The organism is Comamonas odontotermitis (assembly GCF_014207855.1).
Taxonomy (GTDB): domain Bacteria; phylum Pseudomonadota; class Gammaproteobacteria; order Burkholderiales; family Burkholderiaceae_C; genus Comamonas; species Comamonas odontotermitis_A.
Genome location: NZ_JACHKZ010000001.1, coordinates 45,468 through 71,648, shown reverse-complemented (window position 1 = coordinate 71,648; position 26,181 = coordinate 45,468). Strand labels below are relative to the sequence as shown.

The window sequence follows — 26,181 nt, the reverse complement described above, 5'->3', positions numbered from 1 at the left end:
ACCATGCCGTGTCACATTCATAAAAAATAGCTGCTGGCGCCTAGCAGATGAGCACCAGCAGCTATTGTTTTAGGAGTTATGGCTTATTGGCCTGACTTGTGGCGGCCTTCCTGTACATCCCGGCGCACCTCTTGCACAGTGGCCAGAAAATCCCAGAACTGGCGGGCCTGCTTTTTGAACTGGTAGTCCATCTCGCCCATCTGGTCTTCCACGAGATCGGCCATGCGGGTGTCGAGGCGGGCGGGAGGAAGCTTGAGGTAGGCCTCGGATTCGGAGCCATCACGCTCCACCGTTGCTCCTGCCTTGCGCGCGATCTTGAGCATGGCGGTGTTTTCCGAGAGCGCGTGGATGAATAGGAGGTGTACGCCCTTGGTACGTGCATCCATGGCTGCACGCTCAAACAGGCGGCTGCCCAGGCCTTTACCGCGGCCCGTCTTGAGTACCGACACGCCGAACTCGGCGCAGCTTTCCATGTCGGACGATGCTGGCGCATAGGCCACATGGGCCATGGCGATGAGTTTGAGGTTGCGGTTGTACACGCCGAAAATCTCGTCGCGCTCGAAATTCAGGTTGTCTACATAGCGCTGGATCTGCGCGTCGCTGGCGGCATAGCCAAAACGCAGGTAGCGGTCGTGCTCGTCCAGGCTCAGCAAGTGGGCAAGGATGCGAGGACGGTGTCGTTCACTGAGGGCGCGGATCGGAACCATAGAGGAAGAAGTGCTGCGCTTCTTGCCGTCAGGGTTCTGCTGGTTGCCATTGCCCATACGGCCAAAGAAGGGGAAAAAAGCCATCATGCCGTTGGCAACGGATGAGGGGAACCATTCTTTCGTCGTGATCATGATGCAAATATACGGGTTAACCCGTGTATTATCAATCATGTTGCAGTGCAGCATATACTGCCAAAAAACCTTACCCTCCGCTTACAAAGGATATTGAAGCCAGCATTGGCGCGGCTTTGCAGCCTTTTGGTGCCATAGGGCGGGCTTGTCAACAAAGGTCAGGGTACAGGGCAAACACTGCGCTGGCTCAAACAAAGTGCGGGAGAGAAAGTAACGTCGGAACAGCTTGCCTGCGTGCGCAGTTCCTTAGAACGTGTTTACGATCTCCTCGCGCCGCGACAGTGGCGTTGCGGGGCGCCCGGCTAGGGAGGGGATGCGAGGGGTGCGCCTAGCGGCGCAATACCGCAGCAATAGCCCGGCTATTGCGAGGATTTGCAACGACGCAGACCGCCCCTAGCCGGGCGCCCCTGACCGGGCGTCCCTAGCCGGGCGCCCCCAAAACCACTGTCCCTACGGGTTGGAGTGAAATCGGGCGATTTCTGTGCGCTGGCCCTTGCTTGCACCCCGGTGCAAGCTGTGGCCCATCGCATCGAACTCCTCCCGATTGCACTCCAACGCGGCTGCTTAGAGATCGTAAACACGTTCTTAGGACGATAGGCCCGGCTGCACCGGCAGGGCCGTGGTGACCTTGACGCGGTCCAGCACGAAACTGGTTTTGCAATCCTGTACGGAAGGGTGGCGCAGCAGGGTGTCCATCACAAAGCGGCTGTAGTGGGCCATGTCGGCTACCACCACGCGCAGCAGGTAGTCCATGTCGCCGGTCAGGGCCACGCATTCCACGACTTCCGGCCAGGTCTGCACGCTGGCGCGGAACAGGTCCAGCGGGTTGCGCTTGCTCGCCTCGGTGAATTTCTCCAGGCGCACATTGAGGTAGGCCGTCATCGACAAGCCCACCGATTCGGGTTTGACCAGGGCCACATAGCGTTCGATCACGCCCATTTCCTCCAGCCGCTTGACGCGGCGCAGCACGGCGCTGGACGAGAGACCTACCTGCTCGCCAATCACGTCATAGGTTTCGCGGCCGTTGTGCTGCAGGCGCTGGAGGATGGCGCGGTCGAGCTTGTCCAGAGGGTAGGGAGTGGAAGTCATGGCGGAGGCAGGTGGAAAACCGGCGATATTGCACTGCAACAGCGAATGCTGTGAGATTTAAGCAATTTTATTGCATGAAATCTTTTTTGCGTGCAAATAAACGGATGAAATTCGGGTAATTGGGCTTCAAATCGCCAAAAACATGCAGGTCAAAATCGGTACAGTGCGTTGTTAACAGCGCAGGGGAAATGCCCTTTGCGCCCCTCTCAAAGACAATTCACTGGAGACCTGCGATGACAGCCGCTACCCCCCACCAGACCATCGAATTCACCACCTGGGACAATCCCATGGGCACCGATGGCTTCGAGTTTATCGAATACGCTGCACCCGATCCGGTGGCCATGGGCAAGGTGTTCGAGTCGATGGGTTTCAAGCCCGTTGCGCGCCATCGCCACAAGAACGTCACCTTGTACCGCCAGGGCGATATCAACTTCATCATCAATGCGGAACCCGACAGCTTTGCGCAGCGCTTTGCCCGCCTGCATGGCCCCAGTGTGTGCGCCATTGCGTTCCGCGTGCAGGATGCCAAGGCGGCCTATGAGCGCGCGTTGAACCTGGGCGCCTGGGGTTATGCTGGCCAGGCTGGCCCCGGGGAGCTGAATATTCCCGCGATCAAGGGCATTGGCGACAGCCTGATCTATCTGGTGGACCGCTGGCGCGGCAAGAACGGCGCGCAGCCAGGCGATATCGGCAATATTGGCTTTTTCGACGTGGATTTTGAGCCGCTGCCTGGCGTGACGGCCGAGGAAGCGCTCAACCCCAAGGGTTTTGGCCTGACCTATATCGATCACCTGACGCACAACGTGCACCGTGGCCGCATGGACGAGTGGGCTGATTTCTATGAGCGTCTGTTCAACTTCCGCGAAGTCAAGTACTTCGACATCGAAGGTCAGGTGACCGGCGTCAAGAGCAAGGCCATGACCAGCCCCTGCGGAAAGATCCGTATCCCGATCAATGAAGAGGGCAAGGAAAAGGCTGGACAGATCCAGGAGTACCTCGATATGTACAACGGCGAAGGTATTCAGCACATTGCCATGGGCTCGAACAATCTGTACGACACCGTGGATCAGTTGCGCGCCGGAGGTGTGCGCCTGCTGGACACCATTGATACCTACTACGAGTTGATCGACAAGCGCCTGCCCGACCATGGTGAGAATGTGGCGGAGCTGAAAAAGCGCAAGATTCTGGTGGATGGAGCAGGCCGCAAGCTGCTGCTGCAGATCTTCAGCGAAAACCAGCTCGGCCCGATCTTCTTTGAGTTCATCCAACGCAAGGGTGACGATGGTTTTGGCAACGGCAACTTCAAGGCGCTGTTCGAAAGCATCGAACTCGACCAGATGCGCCGTGGCGTTTTGTAAGTTTATTGTAAGGATTTCTGGCGGGCGGTAGCTACTCTCTCTATACTCCGGGGCGTTCAACATAGTTACATTGGAAACATTGTGAAACGCTCTCTCGTATTCGCCGCGCTGCTGTGTGGCTCGGTTTTTGGCGCGCTGGCCCAGAATGCCGGCCAGCCATTGACCTTTGTCGTGCCCTATCCGCCCGGCGGTCCGCTGGACACCTCGGCCCACATGCTGGCCCAGGGTGCCAAGCAGGCGCTGGGCAACATCACCGTTACCAACAAGCCTGGTGCGGGCGGTGCCACGGGCGCCGCCCTGATCGCCCATGCCAAGCCCCAGGAAAATCTGGTGGTGATGGGTGCGGTGGCAACGCATGCGGTGCTGCCTTATTTGGGAACGCCTCCGGCCTATGACGCGCAGAAGGACTTCAAGCCGCTGATTCTGGTCGCGCGCGTTCCCAACGTATTGGTGATGAAGAAGGAACGTGCCGCGCAACTGGGAATCAAAAGCACATCGGATGCGGTGACCTATATCAAGGCCAACCCTGGTGTGCTGAAGATGGGTACTGGTGGCAATGGCAGCATTGGCCATATCGCCAGCGAGATGTTCAAGTCACTGGCCAACCTGCAATTGCAGAACCACCCTTATGCCGGCGCGGCGCCTGCGCAGAAGGCGCTGATGGGTGGTGAGGTGGACATGGTGTTCGACAACCTCGCCTCTGCGCTGCCGCTGATCAACAGTGGCGAGTTGGTGGCGCTGTCCGTCACCACGCCGGATCGCAATGTGGCCTTGCCCAAGGTGCCCAGCGTGAACGAGGCCATGCCTGGTTTTGATGTGGCCACCTGGTTTGGCGTGTTTGCACCGTCCAGCCTGCCCGATAAGGATGCGCAGCGCTATGCCTATGCATTCCAGACGGCGCTGGCCGATCCACAGTTCAAGGATGCCTATCGCAAGATGGGCATTGCGCCCGAAGACATGCGTTTGCAGGAGTTGTCGCACTTTGTCAGCCAGGAAGGCCGTAAGTTTCAATTTTTGATCAACACCATCAAGATCAAGGCCAACTGAGCGCTTGCGGTTCGCGGGTGCATGGTGGCCTTCTATAAATAAATAGGAGTACACAATGGGACAAGCACCTGTGGTTTATGGTCAGTCCGACCGTCCGCCGCGCGGCGACTACAGCCGCGCGAACAGCGACTACACCTGCGCGCAGGATTACGCTGCCTACACCGAGGCAGACCACGATACCTACCGCCGTCTCTATGCGCGCCAGAAGGCGCTGCTGCCCGGGCTGGCCAGCCAGGCGTTCATCGACGCCTTGCCATCACTGGGGGCGGAAGACCGCATTCCGCGTTTTGAAGACATCAACGCGCGCCTCAAGGCTGCCACGGGATGGGAGATTGTGGCCGTGCCGGGCCTGATCCCGGAGGTGCCCTTTTTCAGCCTGCTGGCCAACCGCCAGTTCCCTGTGACCGACTGGATCCGCAAGCCCGAGGAGTTCGACTACGTGGTCGAGCCCGATATCTTCCACGATCTGTTCGGCCATGTGCCCTTGCTCTTCAATCCGGTGATTGCCGACTTTATCCAGGCCTATGGGCAAGGAGGCTTGCGCGCCTCGGAGCTGGGCGCATGCGAGCTGCTCTCGCGCGTGTACTGGTACACGATCGAGTTCGGTCTGATCCGCGAGGCGGGCGGTGTTCGGGCCTACGGTGCTGGCATTCTCAGCTCATCGGGCGAGCTCGCTTACAGCGTAACGAGCCCCGAACCCCACCGCCTGCCACTGCAGCTGGAACGCGCCATGCGCACGCGCTACAAGATCGACACCTACCAGCAGACCTATTTCGTCATCGATTCCATGCAGCAGTTGCTGGATTTCGCGGCGACCGACTTTGCCCCGCTGTACGAAAAGCTGCGCGAGCAACCCACCATTGCTGCAAACGCCTTGCTGCCGGGCGAAACAACACTGGCCCCATAACAGCGGGCCGTTTTGCGCCGCTGAAGCGGATAGCCGGTATTCTGGCGCTCTGGCGCTCTGGCGCTTGATGGTGTGGTGCTAAACGCTATCAAAATAAAAGCATCTGCCGTTGCGAACCGGTAAATGCTTCTTGGGCGCGTGCCCCTTGGTCAGCCATTCCACCACGGTTCTGCCCGGTAGGGTGGGCAGGGCAGAGTGGCAAGCGCCCAGACCAACGCTGGTGGGTGTCTATGTCTCCTGACAGGTGCAGGGCAGATGCTGCCACCGCCATATGCGCATATTTGGCAGGTTGCGACGGATGCGGGGCAGGCGGCGTCTTGCAGCTCGCGGTCGGAAGTCAGTTTTTGGCATCGAGTCATTGATGAATTCGATGAGACTCTGATCAAGATATAGTCTGTTACCCGGATTTGTTACGCTTTTATCTATGTCGGATCCATTGCCACCAAGCCCCGCAGTTGCGCTGCCTCCTGGCCTTCAATTCATCGAGCGAGGCTGGCTGTCTGCCAACAACACGGTGTTTGTTGTCGGGATGACGGCTGTGGTGGATACCGGCTATTGCAGCCATGCCGAGCAGACCGTGGCGCTGGTGGAATCGGCGCTGCAAGGCGCCCCGCTGCAGTGCGTGGCAAACACCCACCTGCACAGCGACCACTGTGGCGGCAACGCGGCGCTGCAGCAGCGCTGGCCAGGCGCGCAGACCCTCATCCCACCCGGCCATGCCCAGGCGGTGATGGATTGGGACGAGGCGCAGCTGACCTACCGCCCCACGGGCCAGGACTGCCCACATTTCCGCGCCGATGGCGTGCTGCAGCCGGGCGCTGAGGTGCTGCTGGGCCTGCAGCATTGGCAGGTGCATGCTGCGGCAGGACATGATCCGCATTCGGTCATTCTGTTCGAGCCGCAATCTCGCACACTGATATCGGCAGACGCGCTGTGGGAAAACGGCTTTGGCGTGGTTTTTCCAGAAATTGAAGGCATTGCCGCGTTTGACGAAGTCGCCGCCACACTGGACGTCATCGAGCAGCTGAGGCCCGTCGTAGTGCTGCCAGGGCACGGCAGCGTGTTTGTCGATGTGGGCGCGGCGCTCGCCACTGCGCGGCGCAGGTTGGAGGGCTTCGCGCGCAGCCCCGAGCGCCATGCACTCTATGCTGCCAAGGTGCTGCTCAAATACAAATTGTTGGAATGGCAGCAGATGCCACTGGCCCAGGTGTATGCATGGCTGGCGGCCACGCCGTACTACGCCTTGCTGCATGCCGCATATTTTGCCGACCAGCCTGCCAGCGGCTGGTATGCCTCCCTGGTGGCCGATCTGGAACGCTCGGGTGCGGCTTCGCGCCAGGGCGGGCTGCTGGTGAACCAGTAGGGGGAGCGCTGACTGTGTGGAGTTCACTGCTTGCGCAGATTCAGACGCAGCCCTGGCTGCAGGCCTTGCTGACCGGAAGCGGCCTGTGTGCCCTGTTCTGGCTGATCGACCACGCGGGTGCGCATGCGATGGTGCGCTACATCCCCATTGGCACACCCGTCTACCGGCGCAACCTGACGGGTATTCTGCGGCGCGTATTGCTGCTGTGCGCAGCCGGGCTGCTGGCGGTGGGCGATTATCTGATCCTGTTGCCCAGTGCCTGGCAAAGCAGGCTCCCGCTGTTGCTAGTGGCATTGCCGATTGCGGCGGCCATTCTTGTGGTGTGGCTGCTCATCGAATCGCGCCTGGTACGCCATGTGATTGCAGGCGATACAGCACTGCGCAGCTGGTGGCAACAATACATGCAGACTCGCTCGCCCAGCACCATCGGGCAGGAGCCCTCCCTGGGGCTATTAGATTTCCTGCGCCTGACACGGGCGCTGAAACAGCGCATCTATGGCAGCGAGGCCTACGGCGGGCCATCGCAGCGGCTCAACCAGCTGTTGTACCTGCTGACCTGGGCACACCTCGTGGCTTGGGTGTATGCCCTGCGCATGCAGGCTTAGAATAAAAAGGGTTGCTGGAGCTTGATTGGTAAGCGCCAATAGCTATAAAAATGATAAAGAGTTGCATGAAAAAAGCGCCCAAGGGCGCTTTTTTTTACAGAAGCCTTCGCAGGCTGTGGGGCGGCTCAGGCCGCTTCCCAGCGCTTGAGCACCAGGCAGGCGTTGGTGCCGCCAAAGCCAAAGCTGTTGGAGAGCACCTGTTTGAGCTCGGCCATTCGCGCCTTGGTCACCAGCGGCATATCGCCCACGGCCAGGTCAGGCGTTTCCACATTGGCCGAACCTGCGATGAAGCCCTTCATCAGCATGATCAGGCTGTAGATGGCTTCTTGCACGCCGGTGGCACCTTGCGAGTGCCCGGTGAGCGACTTGGTGCTGGAGAACGGTGGAATCCGGTTGCCAAACACCTTGCGGATCGCATGCAGCTCGGGCACGTCACCCACAGGCGTGGAGGTGCCATGGGTGTTGATGTAGTCGATGGAGCCATCCAGCCCCTCGATGGCCTGCTGCATGGCAGCCACGGCGCCTTCGCCGGAAGGCGCCACCATGTCTTCGCCATCGGAGGAGATGCCAAAACCGACGATCTCGCCCAGGATGTTGGCGCCGCGCGCCTGGGCGTGCTCCAGGCTCTCCAGAACGAGTGCGCCGCCGCCGCCAGCGATGACAAAGCCATCGCGGTTGGCATCGTAGGGGCGCGACGCCTTTTCGGGCGTTTCGTTGTACTTGCTGGACATGGCTCCCATGCCGTCAAACAGCAGTGCCAGACCCCAGGAGAGCTCTTCACCGCCGCCGGCAAACATCACATCCTGCATGCCCCAGGCAATCTGCTGGGCAGCTGCGCCAATGCAATGCGCCGAGGTGGAGCAGGCAGAGGTGATGGAGTAGTTGATGCCCTTGATCCTGAAATTGGTGGCCAGGTTGGCCGACACGGTCGAGCCCATGCAACGTGTGACCTGGTAGGGGCCGACACGGCGGATGCCTTTTTCGCGCAGAGTATCGGCCGCTTCGATCTGGTTGGCGGGCGAGCCCCCGCCTGAGCCCATGATGAGGCCGGTGCGTGGGTGGCTGATCTGTTCAGGCTTCAGGCCCGATTGCTCGATCGCCTGTTGCAGCGAAATCTGCGCATAGGCAGCTGCATCGCCCATGAAGCGCAGCTGCTTGCGGTCGATGAACTCTTCCACATTGATCTGCGGAATACCGGCCACCTGGCTGCGCAGGCCCAGTTCCTTGAACACAGGCATGTGCTGGATGCCGGAGCGGCCTTCGCGCAGCGAAGTCTCCACGGCTTCCAGTCCAACACCGATACAGGAGACGATACCGGCCCCTGTAATAACCACCCTACGCTTCATGCTGCGTTTTCCTTGCCGTCACCGTCACGCAGGAACAGGCCCACGCGCAGATCGTTGGCTACATAGATTTCTTTGCCATCGGCCAGCAGGCGGGCATCGCCGATGGCCATGTTCAGCTTGCGCTTGATCACACGCTTGATGTCGATCTCGTAGGTGACCAGCTTCACATCGGGGCCGACTTCTCCGGTGAACTTCACTTCGCCCGCGCCCAGCGCGCGGCCGCGGCCTGGCAGGCGCAGCCAGGTCAGGTAAAAACCGATCAGCTGCCACATGGCATCCAGTCCCAGGCAGCCTGGCATGACGGGGTCGCCCTGAAAGTGGCACTTGAAGAACCACAGTTCCGGGTTGACATCCAGCTCCGCCACAATCTTTCCCAGCCCGTGCGCGCCGCCGTTCTCGTCAATGTGGGTGATGCGATCGAACATCAGCATCGGCGGCAGTGGCAGGCGGCCACTTTCAGGGGTAAACAACTTGCCCTCACCAGAGGCGATCAGTTGCTCGTAGGAAAAAGATTCAGCCATTGAATATCCAGTCAGTCCAACTCCAGGGATCCGGGGCGCAGTCATGGCTGCATCTTCCGGACGGCAGCTAAACGCTGCCACCATCCATTATCCAGCTTTATCGCGCAAATGCAGCCACACATAGCCGTGGGCTGCACTGTGCTTTGTCGAAAAAAAGCACGCTTTGCCCGTTTTTAACAGCACTTACATTTAGCGCTTGCCAGCGCCGAATATGCCCGGATAACAGTGCTCATGGCGCATGCCCAGGCTGTGTGGCATGCATCTGCATGCAGTTGCCGTCATCATCGGTGATCTTGCGTACCCCCGGTGCCGCGGGGTTAATCACTGGCGCTGCCGCGTCAGCATGGCACCTGCCAGCACCACAAAACCTGCCAGCCACAGCGGCCACAGGCCAAAACGGCTCGCCCAGCGTGCAAATAAGGTGGGGGACGCATCTACACCCTGTACCTGGGCTTGCAGCACCGCGCGGGTCTGGTGAGGCAAGGCATGCTCCACCTGGCCGCGGTGGTTGATGACGGCGGTGGCCCCGGTGTTGGTGGCGCGGATCATCGGGCGCGCCAGCTCCAGGCTGCGCATGCGGCTGATCTGCAGATGCTGATCAATCGCAATCGAGCCACCAAACCAGGCAATGTTGCTGGCATTGACCAGGATGGTGGGCGCTGTGGCCGCATCGACAAAGCGGGTGGCCAGCTCCTCGCCAAACAGATCTTCGTAGCAGATATTGGGCGCCCAGCGTTCGCCCGCCCAGGCGAGCGACGGCTGATTCATACCGCCGCGGTTGAAATCGCCCAGCGGAATCTGCATCAGATCGGTGAACCAGCGGAACATGGGCGGAATGAACTCGCCAAACGGGACGAGATGGTGCTTGTCGTAGCGGTAGGCGGCAGGCTGCCCGGGCGCCAGGCCCACCATCGAATTGGTGTAGCCCACTTCAAAATCACCCAAGGGCACGCCAATCAATGCAGCCTGCTTGCCGGTGGAAAAGCGCTCTTGCAGTGCGGGCCAGTAATTGTCCGGCGTCTGGCGCAGCAGTACGGGAATGGCGGTCTCCGGCGCAATCACCATATCCGCCTGACTGGCCTGCAGTTGCTCTGCATACCAGCTGAGCGCCTGCGGAATGCCTGAGCTGGGCTGGAATTTTTCACCCTGCGAGATATTGCCCTGCAGCAGTTCGATAGAGACGGGCGGGCGGTTGGTGCCGATGGCGGAATCCTGTTGCGGTTGATGGGTTATCCACAGCACTGCTGCAAACAGGGCCACAGCCCCATAGCTTTGCCACTGGTGTGCATGGCGTATCCGCAGGCCACCCAGCACCACGGCGATGGCCGCTGCCACCGCACCAATGCCGTACACCCCGACAAAAGGCGCAAGGCCAGCGAGGGGGCCATCGGTGTGGGCATAGCCACTCGCTCCCCAGGGAAAGCCTGTCCACCACTGCCCGCGAGCCAGCTCGCCCAGCAGCCATAACGCGGCAAACAGCAGTACGGCGCGGGTCAGGCGCTCGCCCTTATAGGCGACGAACAGTCCGCAGGCTGCGGCGTAATAGCTGGCAAGAAACGCGGCCAGCGCAAGAACGGCCAGTACGGCCAGCGGAGCCGCCAGCCCGCCGTATACATGCATTGATATGAACAGCCACCAGAATGTGGCGCACAGCCAGGCCGTGGCAAAACCCCAACCCAGCAGCGCACCATGCCAGGCTCGCCGCTGTCGGATGAGCATGGCAGGCAGCACGGCCAGCGATGCGATCTGCAGCCACCACAGAGGCTGGCCGTACCAGGCTTCATACCCGCTCAGCCGCCACGGCCAGGCCAGCGACCAGGCTTGCAGCACCCCGGCCACCAAGGCAAGCAACAGGAAAAGCCACGGAAAGCGGCGCGGCGTCTCATACAGCGAAAAGGATGCAGGCACGGTAGGGCAGCGATGGGGTTACGTCAAAACAAAAACGGCAGCGACGTCACCGTCTGCTGCCGCCTTGCGCACTATACGCGATGCGTATGGCGTCCCGTGCCGGGGCACCGCGGTCAGGCGTCTGCCTCCGGGTCTGACACGGGTGCAGCCCGCTGTACGCGGAACCAGCGCACGGCGCCACCCTTGGTCAGCAGCACTTCGAAGTGCAGACCACCCAGCATGATGTGTTCGCCGCGCTTGGGCACATGGCCCAGTTCATGGGCGATCAGGCCGCCAATGGTTTCGAAGGATTCATCTGCGTCGCTGCTCTCCAGCGTGACCTTGAACGCATCGGCAACACGTTCGACCGGGGTGTCGCCCGAGATGCGGAAGGTGTCGTCGGCCAGCGCGAAGATGTCGCCCTCTTCCTCTGGAAGATCGAACTCGTCCTCGATCTCGCCAACGATCTGCTCCAGCACGTCTTCGATCGTGACCAGACCCGCCACGCGGCCGAACTCGTCGATGACGATGGCCAGGTGGTTGCGGTTGCCGCGAAATTCACGCAGCAGGTCATTGAGGCCCTTGCTTTCCGGCACAAACACTGCCGGGCGCAGCAGGGAGCGGATATTGAGCTGTGGCGACCGCTGGAGCTTGAGCAGATCCTTGGCCAGCAGGATGCCGATGATGTTTTCCTGCTCGCCTTGGAATACCGGAAAGCGCGAGTGCGCGGTGTTGATGACGGTGTGCAGCACCGTCTCGAAATCGGAATCGATGTCCACCAGGTCCATGCGCGTCGCGGCAACCATCACGTCGCCTGCGGTCATGTCCTCCATCCGGATCACGCGTTCCAGCATGACGCGCGAGTCGGCATTGATTACATCGTTGTTTTCGGCTTCGGCCAGGGTTTCGATCAGTTCATCGGGTGAATCTGGCGCCGGGTGGATGAATTCCACCACCTTTTGCAAAAAGGTTTTTTTGTCTTCCTTGTCAGGGAATCGAGAAGGATGGGGGTCTGACACTGTCTTGGAATGCAGGACGTGCGGTAGTGAAACAAGCTGCCAGCATAACGGATTGAAAAATTCCTCCGATTTCGCTGTTGATTGCAGTTGCCTGGTTTCAGTGTGGGAGGGGAGGCAATTGGCACTGTCTGCTGTAGCAGACAGTGCGCAGATTGCTATTGAATGGTGAGTGGTTCGGGGCTATTCGCCTTGCGTAGCCGCGAGGCTTTCGAGAATGATCTTCAACTGCGGGCTCATCGGCAGGCCCAGGGTCTGGCCGGTGGGCAGTTTTTTCAGAAACCAGCGGTTGTACTGGCGCTCGATCTCTCTATCGGCTGCCAGGGCCTGGAATGTTTCCGTCACTAGTTGCGCCATGGGGGCGTCGCCCTTGCGGTACATCACCCCATACGGATCGTAGGACAGAAAATCGCCAACAACCGCATACTGCTCACGTCCCCCGGGCGTTTGCGCCACCAGGCCATACAGCAGCACGTCGTCGGTTGCAAAGGCATCGGCTGCGCCGCTTGTCACCTGCGCAAAGGATTCGGCGTGGTCGCGCATTGGCAGTATCTGCAGGTTCAGCTGGAAACGGGCAGACAGATCGCGCATGGTCTTCTCGTTGGTGGTGCCTGCGGTCACTGCCACCTTTTTGCCGGCGAGGCCCGTGTAATCGCGCACTGGCGATCCCTTTTTGACCAGCAGCTTGGTGCCCGAGACAAAAAAGGTGGGCGAAAACGCCACCGTCTGCTGGCGTTCCTTGTTGCTGGTGGTGGAGCCGCACTCCAGATCGGCCTGGCCGCTGGTGATGGCTTCCATGCGCGTTGCCGAAGTCACGGGCACCCAGCGGATGGTCAGCGGCTTGTGCACCGTCGCCTCCATGGCGTGTACGACGGCCTTGCACAGCTCGATGGAGTAACCAATCGGCTTGCCCTGCGCATCCAGGTACGAGAACGGAACGGAGCTTTGGCGGTAGGCCAGCGCCACTTCGCCTTTCTGGTGGACTTTGGCCAGGGTGCCGGTCAGCGCCACCGGAGCGGCGGGTGCCTGTGCATTGGCTGCCAGAGGGGCCCATGGCGCCAGCGCAGCCAGCATGAGCCATGGGCGCAGCGGACGCAGCATTGGGTTGGAGCGTATCAATCTTCGCATCATCAGCTGATATCTGGGGTTGGCAGGGGATGCGCCGCCAAGGCAGCCTCGGCATCGAGCTTGCGGGCCAGTTCCGCGGCTTCAGCTTCGGGCAGCAGCTCGCCTTCCCACTTGGCGACGACGGCGGAGGCAATGGAGTTGCCTACAGCATTGGTGGCGGAGCGGCCCATGTCGAGGAAGGTATCCACACCCAGGATCAGCAGCAGGCCGGCCTCTGGAATATTGAACTGGTTGAGCGTTGCGGCGATCACGACGAGCGACGCACGTGGCACGCCAGCCATGCCCTTGGATGTCAGCATCAGGATCAGCAGCATGGTGATCTGTGTGGACAGGGGCAACTGGATACCGTAAGCCTGCGCGATGAACAAGGTGGCGAAGGTGCAGTACATCATCGAGCCGTCGAGGTTGAACGAATACCCCATTGGCATGACGAAGCTGGAGATCTTGCGCTTGACGCCAAAGCGATCCAGGGCATCCAGAATTTTTGGGTAGGCCGCCTCGGAGCTGGCCGTGGCAAACGACAGCATGAAGGCTTCCTTGATCAGCACAATCAGCTTGAAGATGCGGGGGCCCAGGAACACGAAGCCTGCACCCAGCAACAGTGCCCACAGCAGGAACAGACCCAGGTAGAAATCGCCCATGAACACGGCAAACTTGAGCAGGATGCCCAGGCCGTTCACAGCCACGGTGGCGGCCATGGCTGCCAGCACCGCCAGCGGCGCCAGCTTCATCACATAGCCGGTGATCTTGAGCATGACGTGCGAGAGCTCGTCAATCGCGGCCACCAGGGTTTTGCCCTTTTCGCCCAGTGCCGACAGCGCCACGCCAAAGAACATCGAGAACACCACGATCTGCAGAATCTCGTTGTTGGCCATCGCCTCGGCAAAGGATTTGGGAATCAGGTGGTTCACAAATTCCTTCAGGGTGAACTTGCCGGTGGCCAGATTGGCGGAGGCGCCAATATCGGGCAGCGGCAGCCCCAGGTTATTGCCGGGCTGCAGCACATTGGCCAGAACCATGCCCAGCAGCAGCGATACCAGGGATGCTGTCAAAAACCACAGCATGGCCTTGAAGAACACCCGGCCGACAGAGGCTGCATCGCCCATGTGCGCGATGCCCACAACCAGAGTGGAGAACACGAGCGGCCCGATCAGCATCTTGATGAGCCGCAAGAACACATCGGAGACGATGGAGATATAGCCCGCAATATCCTTGGCGGCGCCCTTGTCGGGGAACTCGATGTAGATCAGGTAGCCGATCAAGATGCCCAGTACCATCGCGCCCAGGATCAGGAACGCGACCGGGATGCCTTTTTTGCCCGCTGCAGAAGCCATGGTCAGAATCCTTTTTTGCTATCGATTGTTTTCAATGCATAGCTTACATCCATGTCATGGCGGTCCGTGGTCTTCGAGCACCTCGGTTTTTACCTAGTTGACCTAGGTTATATAAACTGCCTTTAACGCTGCCGAGGCCGTAGCGCATGGTGGACAGCGCTCGCCATTCAGCAGCGGTCGTGGGGTGGCGTGAGCAGCATCTTCAGGCCGGGCTTTCGTTCTCATCATCCTTGGGCATGGCGGCAAAGCTGACTCCGCCCAGCAGCAGCATCACCAGGGCAAACAGATAGACGGCATTGGCGATACCCAGGCTCAGGCTGTAGCCCCATGCAATGGCCGCACACCACAGACTGTCGTTGTACAGGGCAGCGCATTGCGATTGCTGGGGCATATGCATGTACCAGATCACGGCCACTGCAGAAAAGGCGAGAGCTGCCAGCACCCCGAGCACATTGCGGTGAAAGCGCAGCATCACCAGCAGCGATACCGGCACCAGGGTGCCCCACACAAACATCATCAGCCAGCTGGCCATCGGAGCCTGTGCAAGCCAGTGCTCCAGGGGCTTCCAGTGCGCTTGCGACTGGATCAGATTGAGCGTATCGCGCACCAGCGGCAGCGCCAATGCTGCAATGCCGATGCACAGCAGCACGATGCCCAGACAAATGCGCCGTGCACTGAAGTGGGCGTGCCGGCCTGAGGGAGCAGGCTGGCTGGATGCGTGGGGATTTGCGTGTGTGATGACAGCCATGGTGGTCTCCTTGTGATGGCTGTCTTGCCTGGCCGCATACACGGTGTTGCGCACCTGCGGCGGGCGTTGCAGCCCTTGGGTGACTCCGCGCTTGCTTCCCGGCAGAAGCGCAACGCGGCATGTGGGCGCAGCAGTGGCCGGTTGGTGAGCCACCCCTGAGCCGTCGTTTCAATATAGACCCATTTGGTGGCGGAGGCTAGAGGCCAGGGACGCATGCGCGCATGGCTGGGTATGCGAAAAATTCATTAGTAATCATGTTTTTATTCGTTTTTGTTTTGTAGCCCGACGCCTAAATTGGTGGCTATACCCATCTTTTGAAGGAAAAGGCCACTGCGATGACAACCCTGGAAATCTCTCTTCCGCCCGCTCTGGAAGCCGCCTGGCAGCAGGCACAACTGCAAGGGCTGGGCTATGCGGGCGGTGTATCGCCCCAGCAGGCCTGGCAACTGGTGCAGCAGAACCTGGCGGTGCTGGTGGATGTGCGCTCGGCCGAGGAGCTGAAGTTTGTCGGCCACGTACCCGGCAGCGTGCATGTGCCCTGGGCGACCGGCACGGCGCTGACGCGCAATCCGCGTTTTGTGCGCGAACTGGAGTCAAAGCTTGCGGCGCACGGCGGAAAGGAGGCCGTTGCCTTGCTGTTGTGCCGCAGTGGCAAGCGCTCGGTGCTGGCGGCGCAGGCGGCTGCGGCAGCAGGCTTCACCCAAATCTTCAATGTGCTGGAGGGGTTTGAGGGCGAAATCGACGCCGCGCAGCACCGCGGCGGTGGTGATGGCTGGCGCTTTCACCATCTCCCCTGGGTGCAGGATTGAGGAGCATGCCATGACGACCAGTTCTTTCCCCATAGACGAAGTCAGCGCCGCGCTGGCCCAGGCGCGCCAGCAATGGCGACAGGCCCACCAGCGCACGCAGGAGCCCGGCGGGCGCGAGTTCCCCTCGCGTGACGCGCTGGCGCGGGTGGTGGCCCAGCTCAAGGGGGTGCTGTTTCCGATGCGGCTCGGGCCGCACGATCTGCTGCAGGAGAGCGAAAACCACTATGTTGCGCACACGCTGGATGCTGCCCTGCATGGCCTGCAGGCGCAGATCGCACTGGAGCTGCGCTACGGCAGGCGCGACCTGGCGGAAGCGGCCAGCCAGGCCCATGGGCTGACGCACCAGTTTGCGCTGACGCTGCCCGGCATTCGCCATCTGCTGGACACCGATGTGCAGGCCGCCTATGAGGGCGACCCCGCCGCGCGTACCGTCGATGAGGTGCTGCTGTGCTACCCGGGCGTGCTGGCGCTCATCCACCACCGCCTCGCACACCAGCTCTACCAGCAGGGCCTGCCGCTTTTGGCGCGCATCGTGGCGGAGCTGGCGCACAGCGAGACCGGCATCGACATCCACCCGGGTGCGCAGATCGGTGCGGGCTTTTTCATCGACCATGGCACCGGCGTCGTGATTGGGGAGACCGCCGTCATCGGCCGTAAGGTGCGCATTTACCAGGCGGTGACGCTTGGCGCCAAGCGTTTTGAGCAGGACGCGCAGGGCCATCTGCAAAAGGGCCTGCCACGCCACCCGGTGGTGGAAGACGGTGTGGTGATATATGCGGGCGCAACGATTCTGGGGCGAGTGACCCTGGGCGCGGGGGCCGTCATCGGCGGCAATGTGTGGCTGACGCAGGATGTGCCGCCAGGCGCCAGCGTGACCCAGGCTTCGTTGCAGGCGCAGGCAGTGTCCCAGGCCGAGCGGCGTGTGCGGCTGGCGGCGGAGGCGGCGCTATGAATGGGTTTTCTCAGCATTTCGGGCTGGCGGTGCGCCAATCGCGCGAAGCGTTGGGCTGGTCGCAGGAGCAGTTGGCGGCGCGCGCAGACCTGAACCGCTCTTACGTTGGCGAGGTGGAGCGCGGCAGGGTCGCGGTATCGCTGGCCACCGTGGGCAAGCTGGCGCGCGCCATGGATCTGGCGCAGTCTGCCCTGGTGCAGCGCGGCGAAGCCTTGCATCAGCATTACCTGGCGCGGTCTGCACAGATGCAGCACCTCTGCAGCCAAGCTCCAGCCGCTCTTTAGTCACTTGGCGGCTATAGCCGGTTGAGCGCGGCAAGGCGCTCGCCAACAATTTCGGCATCTCTCAACCTTCTTTTCGATCACAACGGAGTGCGTTATGACAGCAAATGTGGGCGGTACCACCGCTTTGGGCGATGTGGCAGCACGCCAGTTGGCCAATGCCACCAAGACAGTTCCCCAACTCGCCACCATCAGCCCGCGCTGGCTCACCCATCTGCTGCAGTGGGTGCCAGTGGAGGCGGGCATCTACCGGCTCAACCAGGTCAAGAACCCCGAGGCCATCAAGGTGGCATGCACCGCCAAGGAGCATGAGAACCAGCTGCCCCGCACTTTTGTCGAGTACGAGGAGGCGCCGCGCGAGTTCTACCTGAACGCCGTCAGTACCGTGCTGGATGTGCACACCCGCGTGTCCGATCTCTACAGCAGCCCGCACGACCAGATCAAGGAGCAGCTGCGCCTGACCATCGAGACGATCAAGGAAAACCAGGAAAGCGAGCTCATCAACAACCCCGACTACGGCCTGCTGGCCCAGGTGACGGACGAGCAGCGCATCTTTCCCTTGACCGGAGCGCCCACGCCCGATGACCTGGACGAGCTGCTGACCAAGGTGTGGAAGGAGCCCGCGTTCTTTCTGGCCCATCCGCTGACCATTGCCGCCTTTGGCCGCGAGGCCACGCGCCGCGGCACGCCGCCGCCGACCGTCAGCCTGTTTGGCAGCCAGTTCATCACCTGGCGCGGTGTGCCGCTGATCCCTTCGGACAAGGTGCCGGTGGCCGATGGCAAGAGCAAGATCTTGCTGCTGCGCGTGGGCGACAAGCGACAGGGCGTGGTGGGGCTGTTTCAGCCCGGCCTGCCGGGCGAGCAGGGGCCGGGGCTGTCGGTGCGCTTCATGGGCATCAACAACCATGCCATCGCCAGCTACCTGATTTCGCTGTACTGCTCGCTGGCCGTGCTCACGCCCGACGCGCTGGCGGTTCTGGACGACGTGGAAATCAACAAGTACCACGATTACCCCGATACCTATAAATAAGCGAAGGGGCAGCCATGGTTTCCACCGTCACGGGCGCGCCGGATCTGGCGGCCGCGCCCATTTCCCCTGAGGTGTTGGCGCAGATGGCCAGCGCCTTGTTCAGCGAGCGCCCGGGCGCTGGCGCTGTGCCGCCAGGCATACAGGCGCCCGTCAATGTCGCGCCGCCGGGTTCGCCCTTGGCAAGCCCCGCGGGCCTGGGCCCGAGCGTGCCGGGCACACCGATACCGCAGGGCGTGGCACCGGGTGCCAACCTGCTGCCAGCGTCGCCAACGCCCGTGCTGTCGCTCGCCCACCGGGCGCCTGCCTTGCTGCCGCATGCGCAGGCAGGCAATGGCGTGCCCGACAGTGTGCTGAGCAACCTGCCCGCCTACGAGCCGCGCCTGGGCGCCAGTGTGCAAGGCGTGCCGCAGGCGGTGCCGGCTTATGCCAAAACCGATGCATATGCTGATGCAGAAAGCGCAAGCAGCTATTATTTTTTACAACAGCAGGCAGATACGCCAGCGCCAGATGATGGCCTGCTGGCCTTGGCCCAGCTGGCCCGTGCCGCTGCGCCTGCCTCTGGCTTGGAAGGCATTGATCTGCGCGGGCCGCGCAGTGCAACTGCAGCGCCTGCGATACCGGCTTCTTCTGCTGCGCCGCAGTATTACTTTGCCCACGCAGTTCAACTGCCGAGCGGTTTTGTCACACCGGCCAAGCCCCATCCGCATGGCGAGCAGGGCAAAACCCCGCAATCGCAGGCAGACCGCCACCCGCCTTTTGATATCAACGCGGTGCGCCGGGATTTCCCCATTCTGGCCGAGCGCGTGAACGGAAAGCAGCTGGTCTGGCTGGACAACGCCGCCACCACGCACAAGCCGCGCCAGGTGATCGAGCGCATCCGTTATTTCTACGAACACGAAAACTCCAACATCCACCGCGCGGCCCATACGCTGGCGGCCCGCGCCACGGATGCCTACGAGCATGCGCGCGAAGTGGTGCGCCGCTTCATCCACGCGCCCGATGCGCGCGAGGTGATCTTTGTGCGGGGCACCACCGAGGCGATCAACCTGGTGGCCAAGGCCTGGGGTGGGCAGAACGTGGGCGAGGGCGACGAGATCGTCGTCAGCCACCTGGAGCACCATGCCAACATCGTGCCCTGGCAGCAGCTGGCGCAGGCCAAGGGTGCGCGGCTGCGCGTGATTCCGGTGGACGAGCAGGGCCAGATCCGCCTGGACGAATACCAGAAGCTGCTGAACGACCGCACCAGGATCGTCGCCATTGGCCATGTCTCCAACGTGCTGGGCACGGTGGTGCCGGTCAGGGAGGTGGTGCAGATCGCCCGCCAGCGCGGGATTACCACCTTGGTGGACGGTGCGCAGTCGATTGCGCATACGCCGGTCGATGTACAGGAGATTGGCGCGGATTTCTTCGTCTTCTCCGGCCACAAGATCTTCGCGCCCACCGGCATCGGCGTGCTGTGGGGACGGCGCGAAGTGCTCGAAGCCATGCCACCCTGGCAAGGCGGCGGCAACATGATTGCGGATGTGACCTTCGAGAAAACCGTGTTCCAGCCGCTGCCCAATACCTTCGAGGCGGGCACCGGCAATATTGCCGATGCCGTGGGCCTGGGCGCGGCGTTGGAGTACGTGGAGCGCATCGGCATCCATGCCATCAGCCAGTATGAGCATGCACTGGTTGACTATGGCATGCAGCAATTGGCAACCATTCCCGGCCTGCGCCTGATCGGCACCGTACCAGGCAAGGCGAGCGTGCTGTCTTTCACCCTGGCCGGTTACACCACAGACGAGGTGGGCAAGGCGCTGAACGACGAGGGTATTGCCGTGCGCACCGGCCACCATTGCGCCCAGCCCATTCTGCGGCGCTTTGGGGTAGAGACTGCGGTGCGGCCTTCGGTAGCCTTCTACAACACCTTTGACGAAATCGATCAATTGGTGGCTGTGGTGCGGCGGCTGGCCAGCCAGAGGCGTTGAATGGTGCGACGCAAAAAAGGAGCGTAGCGACGCTCCTTTTTTCCAAGCGGCCTGCCGCTGAAGAACTTGCAGTCACGCGGCCTTCAGCGGCAATGTCGCATCAGCGGGTGTGCTTGCGGCCGCGCCGCTGGCGCAGCAATGCCGCCATGCCGATCAATGCGCTCAGTCCACCCAAGGCCAGCGGCGTGTTGGTGGGCACAGGCGCGGGCGGGCGGGGCTGTGCTGTGTCTTTCACCAAGGTATTGACGATGGTTAAGGTTTGCGCGCCTGCAGATGCCATGGGCGCACTGGCCGCAGGCAAGGTGGCCGGGCCCCAGCGGTAGCCCGCCGGAGGGGTGGGCAACGCACCTTCTTCCACCGCGCAGGTGCTGCCAGCGGCGACAGTAATGGGGGCTGCGCTGCCCTGGTTGCTGGCGACTGCAATGCTGCCCGCCTGCGAGAAAGCAGGCGTGGAACACGTCAGCGTGAATGGAATGGCACCGCTGAAGGCGGGCGCATCGGCAGGGGCGTTCACCTGCTTGGCGACGGTGATGGTGCCAGTGCCAAGCTGCGATTGCAGATACCAGTCGTTGCCCACTTTCACCAGGCTGTAGACGTAGTTGCCCTGGGTGACGGCTCCGCCCTCCAGCGAGAAGACGGCGTTGGAGTTGCCTGTTACCTGCACCACAAGAATGCCTTTGCCATCGCCGGTGGTGGTGGTGTCGGCGCCGGGGCAGGCTGCATCGGTGAATGGCGTCACCTTCAGCACGGTAGTGCCGCTGGTGTCGCCCGCGACCCGGAGAATATCCGACGCCGCGCCGCTGCCTGCGAGGCAGGTATCTACCGCCAGCGCGGCGCCGTTGCTGCCGGTATAGCTGGGCTGCACGGTCAGCACGTCGTCGGGTGCGCCGTCCACCAGGTTGATGGTGGAGGCGTCCGAGCTCACCGGCCCGTTCATCACGAACGCGGCAGCTCCCGCCTTGAAGGCGTTGAGTGTCGACCCTGCCGTCATGCCGAATGTGGTGTAGGTGGATGTCTTGTCGCCGTTGCTTTTTTCCACCAGATTCCAGGTGGATGCATTGTTCACCGCCACATTCAGTGTCGATGTTGCATAGGACTGGTTGGTCAGGCCCTTGGCAATACTGCCGTGGTCCAGCGTCAGCGCCACGGAACTGGGATTCGTGGAGCTGCGGTATTTAATGATGTCGATCAAGTAGCCATTGCTCGCTGCCGTCAGATCGGAAGCGTTGTCAAACAGCATCTGCACGCCTTGCTGGCCGCTGTCGGCCATCAACAGCGGGGCCGTTGTGGATTGGGTCTTGACGGTGGCCTTGCTAAAGAGAGCCTGGATGCCTTGCGAATCCACATTGCTCCCCCAGTCGTCAATCCCAATGGCCAGTGCGGAGCGGCTGGCGTTGATGTTGGCGGAGCTGTTGGCGCCATTGGCAAGCAATTGCGAGCCGCTGACGGCCATTTTGATGGCCGGGCTCATGTACGGCTGGTAGGGGACGAGCAGCGGGCCTGTGCCAGATTGCCAGGCAGGATCCATGTCAATGCTCAAGGCACCGTTGGAGACAAGCAGGCCCTTGCCCGTGCCCACGGCCCGGGATTTGCCAACCTTGATGGCGCTGCTGTCCGTGGTTTGGGTACCGGTTTTCACCATCTTGATGGTGGTGTTGCCCAGGATAACTTGCGAGACGGCTTCGTTGCCATTGGTGTCGGTGCCTGCGCCCGAGACGTAAATGCCTTCGATGCGGCCACCCGTCAACGTCATGTTCAGCGCATTCTTGATCTCGATCTTGCCTGCACTGCCTCCATTGGAAGAACCAGCGCCTTGGATGGCTCGCAGGCCACTGTTCAGAATGGGTTGGGAGAAAAGACCTACGCCGCCTGCCGTAGTCTGGCTGATGGTTGCATTGTCAAGCGTGATGGTGGAGTACTTGCCGTTGTTGCTGGCTGGCTCGGCGGCGTCCACGGAGGAGCCTGCCAGCACGGCATAGGACGCTACCCCGCCGCTGGAGTTGCCGCCGGTATAGTTGCTGTTGGAGGTCAGGTTGAAGTTGGTGCCATTCATGGCTACCGTGGAGTGGGTGCCAATGCCACCGATACCGCCACCGCCGCCGCTGTTGGTCAGGTTGGCCGTCACATCGGTGAAGTTGATGCTGCCGTGGGTGAGAAATTGGTTGCCGATTGCCGAAAAGCCATTGGCGCCGGTATAGGAAATATTCGTTGCGCCGATGGTGACGACATCGTTGGGGGCTGTCAGGGCGCTGCGCGTCAATACATACCAACTGGCCGCAGGAGCCAGTACCGTCGGGGATGCAGTGGTTGCAGGTACCGTGTCGCAGTTGTTGGTGTAAGGATTCGGGGCGGGCTGAACCCAACCTGCAAAATAGGAGCCATTGGCATCGGGCGTGCAAGTCACAGCCCAGGCCGAACCGGTGGTCACCGCAGTCAGTGCCAAGGCAACCACGGTGGTTTTGCCCGCCCGCCGCGTGGCCTCCGAGCATGCCACCCAGGCGCCCCGCGCCGCATTCCACTTGTTGGTATAGACCTTGTTCATCTGCTCCCCTTTCGGAAATGAATACTCTGGCGTCAAATCGCTCAAGAATATTGAAGCTTTGATGTTTCTACAGAGTTTCTTATCGAAAGAATAGGAAATTTATCAATAAATGACAAATTATTAAATTATCGAATCACTGAATGGGGCAGACGCGGGTCTGCAGCAGGATGGCCTGCCTCCGCGCGGTGGCTACGCCAGCAATGTGATGAATATCGAGGCAATTTCCCAGTCTGCCCGAGCTGATGAAGTGCAGGCATTGGCCGAGCCCGAGCCTTGATTACGGCGCGCCGCAGAGCGAAAGACTCAGCCCTGGGTTGGCAGCGCCTGTACCGCGTCCACCACTTCCTGCACGCTCAGCACCTCACTCAGCACCACTGGTGCCTTGCCCGGTGCGTACAGTACATATACCGGCACGCCGCTGCGGCCCAGCTGGTTGAGGGCTGCTGTAATGGCAGGGTCCTGGCGGGTCCAATCGGCGCGCAGCAGGGTCACCTGCTTGCCGTCAAAGGCCTGCAGCACCTCGGGATTGCTGAGCGTGGTGCGCTTGTTGTACTGGCAGGTCACGCACCAGGCGGCGGTGAAATCCACGAACACCGGGCGGCCTGCGGCGGTCGTCTCTGCCACCAGCGCCGCCGACCACGGCTGCCAGCGTGCATTGGGTTGGGCTGCGCTGGCGATCTGGGGTGCTGGATTAGAAAGGTTTTTGCCTGTGGCGCTTATCAGATAAGCACCTCCAGCTATCAAAAGAATAGAAAGCACCCAGCGCGTGCGGCCCTGCAGTGTCAGCGCCCAGATCAGCGCGGCCAGCAGCACCAGCAAGGCCAGCAAGGTGGCTGCGCCGTCGATGCCGCTTTGCTGGCCCAGCACCCACACCAGCCAGACCACGGTGGCGAACATCGGAAAGGCCATGGCGCGGCGGAACGTGTCCATCCATGCCCCTGGGCGTGGCAGCCAGCGCACCACGGCTGGCACCCAGCTGGCCAGCAGGTAGGGCAGGGCCATGCCAATGCCCAATGCGGCAAAAATCAGCAGCGCTTGCGCTGCAGGCATGCTGATGGCCAGCCCCATGGAGGCCCCCATGAATGGCGCCGTGCAGGGCGAGGCAATCGCCACAGCCAGCACGCCGCTCAAAAATGCATTGGTGAGCGGATTGCTGGCCTGCTTGCCTGCCAGGCTGCTGGGCACAAAATGGCCAAACTCGAACAGGCCCGCCAGATTGAGGCCGATCACGGTAAACAGGGTTGCTAGCAGCGCCACCACCAGCGGCGATTGCAGCTGAAAGCCCCAGCCCAGCTGCTCTCCGGTGGCGCGCAGGGCCAGCAAAAGGCCGCCCAGTGCCAAAAACGACAGCACCACACCTGCGGTGTAGGCGAGGCCCGCCATGCGTTGCTCGCGCAACTGGTTGCCGTGGCCGGCGAAGCCGAGCACCTTGATGGCCAGGATCGGGAACACGCAGGGCATCAGGTTCAGGATGAGGCCGCCAACCAGGCCGCCCAGCAAAGCCAGCCACAGGCTGCCCGACGCTGCTGGCGGAGCCGCTGGGGCAGCGCCTTGCTGCTCAGCATTTTTGGCCAATGCGGCAGCCAGCTCGGGCGAGACTTGCGCTACGGCAGCGGCTTGCCATTGGCCGCTGATGGGCGCGACGGTGCGCCAGGCAACGGCGTTGCCTGCAGCGGTGCGGTCGGTGGTGGTCAGCACCAGTGGCAGTTCGGCGGGTGTGTCGCCACGGGCGTCTGACAGCGGTACGGTGGCAGTCCAGACGGCGCCGTCCCACTGCTGGGTGAAGTCCTTGCCTGCTTCCATCGCATGGTGCAAGGTATTGGCGCTTTCGGGCAGTACCTGCAGCGATTGGTTCTGCAGCGCAGCGGGCAGGCCGGAGATGCGCAACTGCAGCTTGCTGCCTTCCACGGTGGCGCTGCTCTCACCTTGCAGCGCAACAGGCTCCTGGGCATGTGCTGCAGCAAAGTCGGCGGCATACATGCCGGTGCTGCTCTTGGCCGGAATGGCCAGGCTGAAGCTGCCTTCCTCAGGAATGCATTCCACACGGCATACCAGCCAGCTCGCCTTGAGCTGCACGGTGGCGCTGGTGCTGTCTGCGGCGAAGGTGGTAGGAATCTGCACTTTGACCGGCAGCAGCACCTTGCCTTCATAGCCATAGTTGACCAGGTTGCCTATGCGGATGGGATGCGGCGTGGGCCAGGCGATTTCGGCGGCGTCCCAGCCTGGGGGCAGTTGCCAATCCAACTGCGTGGGCAGGCCGGAGTCGCCAGGGTTCTTCCAATAGGTGTGCCATTGCGGCTGGTGCTCGATCAGCAAGCCCAGTTCGATGGATTTGCCCGGCACGATGCCATCAGGCGCGTTGGCCACCAGCTCGGCGCGCACCCGGGGCGTGGTGACGACATAGCTGCCAGCGCCACTGCTGCTGCTTGCGGGGGTGTCCATGGCAGCCGTGTTGCCACTGCCGCCCATATTAAGTTTGATCTGGGCACTAGCGCCCGTCCACAGAGCGCTGGTAGCTATGAAAAGAAGAGTAAAAAACAGCGCCCGCAAAGGCAGGCGCTTGCCGTCATATGCCATGTAAAACCCCAAATCGCTCCAATGCCTGGCTGGTTCGTGCGCAGCCTGATGCCTCGCCGTTCAACCGTGTGGCCAATGCGCTAGCTTAGTCGACTGGCGCGCTGACCATGTTAGTCACTCCCTCTCGGAGCTGCAGTCAATGGGTTTGGTTCCCTTTCGGTGTTCCGATGCAAGGGGGAGCTGCGCAAAGGCTCAAAAGAAAAGGCTGCCGTTCGTAAGAACAGCAGCCTGCCGACGTGTTGATCTGGCAAAGAAAAACCGGACGGGGAGTGTGTACGCCGTCCGGTGGGTGGCTGGCAGAATCGTGGGCTGCCAGCGCTGAGAACGTAAATCCGTTCTTCGAAACGATTATTCGCCTTCAACGATCGAGCCATTGACCATGGCCTGGTGAGCAGCCTGGGTCACTTCAGCGCGGCTGAGTTGGCCCTTGCCCATTTCATAGGCGTTCACGGCCACTTTGTCGCCTTGCACCACCATGGTGTGGTTCTTCTGTGCGTCGGCCAGCTGGGCTTGCACGTCGGCGCGGCTCACGGCGCTGGTGGCAGTGGCGCGGGCAGCAATGGCTTGGTCGCCTTCAAAGGGGTTGGCGTTGGCAACGGTGGCACCCAGAGCCAGGGTAGCGGCGATAGCGAGAATACGTGCGTTCATTTTTTCATTCCTTTCAAAGTCGCGGCAGGTCACATGGCCGGCCGTATCGCCCGCTGTGCGTCTTTGCGCTGCAGCGTTTTGTTTAACGATGGAATGAAGTTTAGTTTTGGTACGAATGCAGATAAATCACTAAATTGAAGACGCATTGTTTCGTTTTTGAGTCCAATAAGCTCGGAACTTTTAC

22 protein-coding genes are annotated in these 26,181 nt (G+C 61.5%); 10 read left to right on the top strand and 12 right to left on the bottom strand.

What is annotated here, in order from left to right:
* Nucleotides 1-83 precede the first annotated feature (83 nt).
* Both HNP33_RS00305 and HNP33_RS00300 read right to left on the bottom strand, forming a co-directional pair.
* Nucleotides 84-839, bottom strand: coding sequence for a GNAT family N-acetyltransferase (locus HNP33_RS00305; RefSeq protein WP_184704087.1), 756 nt, complete (start codon nt 837-839; stop codon nt 84-86).
* Between the two features lie 585 nt (nt 840-1,424).
* Nucleotides 1,425-1,928 carry an Lrp/AsnC family transcriptional regulator gene (locus HNP33_RS00300; RefSeq protein ID WP_184704084.1) on the bottom strand — a complete coding sequence of 168 codons (504 nt, stop codon included), beginning with the start codon at nt 1,926-1,928 and terminating at the stop codon, nt 1,425-1,427.
* Nucleotides 1,929-2,161: 233 nt separating this feature from the next.
* Between HNP33_RS00300 and hppD the strand changes: the two genes are divergently transcribed.
* The 5 genes from hppD to HNP33_RS00275 all read left to right on the top strand — a co-directional run bounded on the left by hppD (nt 2,162) and on the right by HNP33_RS00275 (nt 7,208).
* Nucleotides 2,162-3,286 (top strand): 4-hydroxyphenylpyruvate dioxygenase, encoded by a 1,125-nt coding sequence (gene hppD / locus HNP33_RS00295; RefSeq protein ID WP_184704082.1) that lies wholly within the window; start codon nt 2,162-2,164, stop codon nt 3,284-3,286.
* An 81-nt stretch (nt 3,287-3,367) separates the two neighbouring features.
* A complete protein-coding gene (locus HNP33_RS00290) occupies nt 3,368-4,333 on the top strand; it encodes a tripartite tricarboxylate transporter substrate binding protein (RefSeq protein ID WP_325064888.1) in 966 nt (321 codons plus the stop codon).
* 55 nt (nt 4,334-4,388) lie between these two features.
* On the top strand, nt 4,389-5,240 hold the full coding sequence (gene phhA / locus HNP33_RS00285; RefSeq protein WP_184704080.1) for a phenylalanine 4-monooxygenase: 852 nt from the start codon (nt 4,389-4,391) through the stop codon (nt 5,238-5,240).
* A 424-nt stretch (nt 5,241-5,664) separates the two neighbouring features.
* A complete protein-coding gene (locus HNP33_RS00280; protein ID WP_184704078.1) occupies nt 5,665-6,603 on the top strand; it encodes an MBL fold metallo-hydrolase in 939 nt (312 codons plus the stop codon).
* A gap of 14 nt (nt 6,604-6,617) precedes the next feature.
* Nucleotides 6,618-7,208 carry a hypothetical protein gene (locus HNP33_RS00275; RefSeq protein WP_184704076.1) on the top strand — a complete coding sequence of 197 codons (591 nt, stop codon included), beginning with the start codon at nt 6,618-6,620 and terminating at the stop codon, nt 7,206-7,208.
* A gap of 125 nt (nt 7,209-7,333) precedes the next feature.
* Here HNP33_RS00275 and fabB read toward each other — a convergent pair whose 3' ends face one another.
* The 7 genes from fabB to HNP33_RS00240 form a co-directional block, all read right to left on the bottom strand.
* Complete coding sequence (fabB, locus tag HNP33_RS00270; protein ID WP_184704074.1) at nt 7,334-8,554, bottom strand: beta-ketoacyl-ACP synthase I; 1,221 nt, start codon at nt 8,552-8,554, stop codon at nt 7,334-7,336.
* Nucleotides 8,551-9,075 (bottom strand): bifunctional 3-hydroxydecanoyl-ACP dehydratase/trans-2-decenoyl-ACP isomerase, encoded by a 525-nt coding sequence (gene fabA / locus HNP33_RS00265; protein WP_184704072.1) that lies wholly within the window; start codon nt 9,073-9,075, stop codon nt 8,551-8,553. The genes fabB and fabA overlap by 4 nt, the downstream gene beginning before the upstream one ends.
* A 321-nt stretch (nt 9,076-9,396) precedes the next feature.
* A complete protein-coding gene (gene lnt, locus HNP33_RS00260) occupies nt 9,397-10,983 on the bottom strand; it encodes an apolipoprotein N-acyltransferase (RefSeq protein ID WP_325064887.1) in 1,587 nt (528 codons plus the stop codon).
* A 113-nt stretch (nt 10,984-11,096) separates the two neighbouring features.
* Complete coding sequence (locus HNP33_RS00255) at nt 11,097-11,981, bottom strand: HlyC/CorC family transporter (RefSeq protein WP_184704070.1); 885 nt, start codon at nt 11,979-11,981, stop codon at nt 11,097-11,099.
* 180 nt (nt 11,982-12,161) lie between these two features.
* Complete coding sequence (locus tag HNP33_RS00250; protein ID WP_418903809.1) at nt 12,162-13,079, bottom strand: amino acid ABC transporter substrate-binding protein; 918 nt, start codon at nt 13,077-13,079, stop codon at nt 12,162-12,164.
* A gap of 29 nt (nt 13,080-13,108) precedes the next feature.
* On the bottom strand, nt 13,109-14,440 hold the full coding sequence (locus tag HNP33_RS00245) for a dicarboxylate/amino acid:cation symporter (RefSeq protein WP_184704066.1): 1,332 nt from the start codon (nt 14,438-14,440) through the stop codon (nt 13,109-13,111).
* A gap of 202 nt (nt 14,441-14,642) precedes the next feature.
* The gene (locus tag HNP33_RS00240) at nt 14,643-15,188 is read right to left on the bottom strand and encodes a hypothetical protein (RefSeq protein ID WP_184704064.1); all 546 of its coding nucleotides are present in this window, start codon (nt 15,186-15,188) and stop codon (nt 14,643-14,645) included.
* 335 nt (nt 15,189-15,523) lie between these two features.
* Here HNP33_RS00240 and HNP33_RS00235 point away from each other — a divergent pair, with 335 nt between their 5' ends.
* From HNP33_RS00235 to HNP33_RS00215, 5 genes are all read left to right on the top strand, one after another.
* Nucleotides 15,524-15,997, top strand: coding sequence for a rhodanese-like domain-containing protein (locus HNP33_RS00235; protein ID WP_184704062.1), 474 nt, complete (start codon nt 15,524-15,526; stop codon nt 15,995-15,997).
* Between the two features lie 10 nt (nt 15,998-16,007).
* The gene (gene epsC, locus HNP33_RS00230) at nt 16,008-16,949 is read left to right on the top strand and encodes a serine O-acetyltransferase EpsC (RefSeq protein ID WP_221451951.1); all 942 of its coding nucleotides are present in this window, start codon (nt 16,008-16,010) and stop codon (nt 16,947-16,949) included.
* Nucleotides 16,946-17,233: a helix-turn-helix domain-containing protein gene (locus tag HNP33_RS00225; RefSeq protein ID WP_184704058.1), complete on the top strand. Its 288-nt coding sequence runs from the start codon at nt 16,946-16,948 to the stop codon at nt 17,231-17,233. Before epsC ends, HNP33_RS00225 begins: the two co-directional genes overlap by 4 nt.
* A 94-nt stretch (nt 17,234-17,327) precedes the next feature.
* The gene (locus HNP33_RS00220) at nt 17,328-18,260 is read left to right on the top strand and encodes a family 2A encapsulin nanocompartment shell protein (RefSeq protein ID WP_184704056.1); all 933 of its coding nucleotides are present in this window, start codon (nt 17,328-17,330) and stop codon (nt 18,258-18,260) included.
* Nucleotides 18,261-18,274: 14 nt separating this feature from the next.
* Complete coding sequence (locus tag HNP33_RS00215; RefSeq protein ID WP_267906690.1) at nt 18,275-20,230, top strand: family 2A encapsulin nanocompartment cargo protein cysteine desulfurase; 1,956 nt, start codon at nt 18,275-18,277, stop codon at nt 20,228-20,230.
* Between the two features lie 100 nt (nt 20,231-20,330).
* Here HNP33_RS00215 and HNP33_RS00210 read toward each other — a convergent pair whose 3' ends face one another.
* From HNP33_RS00210 to HNP33_RS00200, 3 genes are all read right to left on the bottom strand, one after another.
* A complete protein-coding gene (locus tag HNP33_RS00210; protein ID WP_184704054.1) occupies nt 20,331-22,772 on the bottom strand; it encodes an ESPR-type extended signal peptide-containing protein in 2,442 nt (813 codons plus the stop codon).
* 303 nt (nt 22,773-23,075) lie between these two features.
* Nucleotides 23,076-25,214, bottom strand: a complete 2,139-nt coding sequence (locus tag HNP33_RS00205; protein WP_325064886.1) for a protein-disulfide reductase DsbD family protein — start codon at nt 25,212-25,214, stop codon at nt 23,076-23,078.
* Nucleotides 25,215-25,697: 483 nt separating this feature from the next.
* A complete protein-coding gene (locus HNP33_RS00200) occupies nt 25,698-25,997 on the bottom strand; it encodes a hypothetical protein (RefSeq protein WP_184704050.1) in 300 nt (99 codons plus the stop codon).
* Nucleotides 25,998-26,181: the final 184 nt, after the last annotated feature.

Bases quoted from the DNA above. Each gene is read 5' to 3' on its own strand.
- HNP33_RS00280 (WP_184704078.1), top strand. From the start codon at position 5,665: ATGTCGGATCCATTGCCACCAAGCCCCGCAGTTGCGCTGCCTCCTGGC.
- HNP33_RS00210 (WP_184704054.1), bottom strand. From the start codon at position 22,772: ATGAACAAGGTCTATACCAACAAGTGGAATGCGGCGCGGGGCGCCTGG.
- HNP33_RS00240 (WP_184704064.1), bottom strand. From the start codon at position 15,188: ATGGCTGTCATCACACACGCAAATCCCCACGCATCCAGCCAGCCTGCT.
- HNP33_RS00245 (WP_184704066.1), bottom strand. From the start codon at position 14,440: ATGGCTTCTGCAGCGGGCAAAAAAGGCATCCCGGTCGCGTTCCTGATC.
- phhA (WP_184704080.1), top strand. From the start codon at position 4,389: ATGGGACAAGCACCTGTGGTTTATGGTCAGTCCGACCGTCCGCCGCGC.
- HNP33_RS00215 (WP_267906690.1), top strand. From the start codon at position 18,275: ATGGTTTCCACCGTCACGGGCGCGCCGGATCTGGCGGCCGCGCCCATT.
- fabB (WP_184704074.1), bottom strand. From the start codon at position 8,554: ATGAAGCGTAGGGTGGTTATTACAGGGGCCGGTATCGTCTCCTGTATC.
- HNP33_RS00205 (WP_325064886.1), bottom strand. From the start codon at position 25,214: ATGGACACCCCCGCAAGCAGCAGCAGTGGCGCTGGCAGCTATGTCGTC.
- HNP33_RS00220 (WP_184704056.1), top strand. From the start codon at position 17,328: ATGACAGCAAATGTGGGCGGTACCACCGCTTTGGGCGATGTGGCAGCA.
- HNP33_RS00235 (WP_184704062.1), top strand. From the start codon at position 15,524: ATGACAACCCTGGAAATCTCTCTTCCGCCCGCTCTGGAAGCCGCCTGG.
- fabA (WP_184704072.1), bottom strand. From the start codon at position 9,075: ATGGCTGAATCTTTTTCCTACGAGCAACTGATCGCCTCTGGTGAGGGC.
- HNP33_RS00200 (WP_184704050.1), bottom strand. From the start codon at position 25,997: ATGAACGCACGTATTCTCGCTATCGCCGCTACCCTGGCTCTGGGTGCC.
- hppD (WP_184704082.1), top strand. From the start codon at position 2,162: ATGACAGCCGCTACCCCCCACCAGACCATCGAATTCACCACCTGGGAC.
- HNP33_RS00250 (WP_418903809.1), bottom strand. From the start codon at position 13,079: ATGCTGCGTCCGCTGCGCCCATGGCTCATGCTGGCTGCGCTGGCGCCA.
- epsC (WP_221451951.1), top strand. From the start codon at position 16,008: ATGACGACCAGTTCTTTCCCCATAGACGAAGTCAGCGCCGCGCTGGCC.
- HNP33_RS00300 (WP_184704084.1), bottom strand. From the start codon at position 1,928: ATGACTTCCACTCCCTACCCTCTGGACAAGCTCGACCGCGCCATCCTC.
- HNP33_RS00305 (WP_184704087.1), bottom strand. From the start codon at position 839: ATGATCACGACGAAAGAATGGTTCCCCTCATCCGTTGCCAACGGCATG.
- HNP33_RS00225 (WP_184704058.1), top strand. From the start codon at position 16,946: ATGAATGGGTTTTCTCAGCATTTCGGGCTGGCGGTGCGCCAATCGCGC.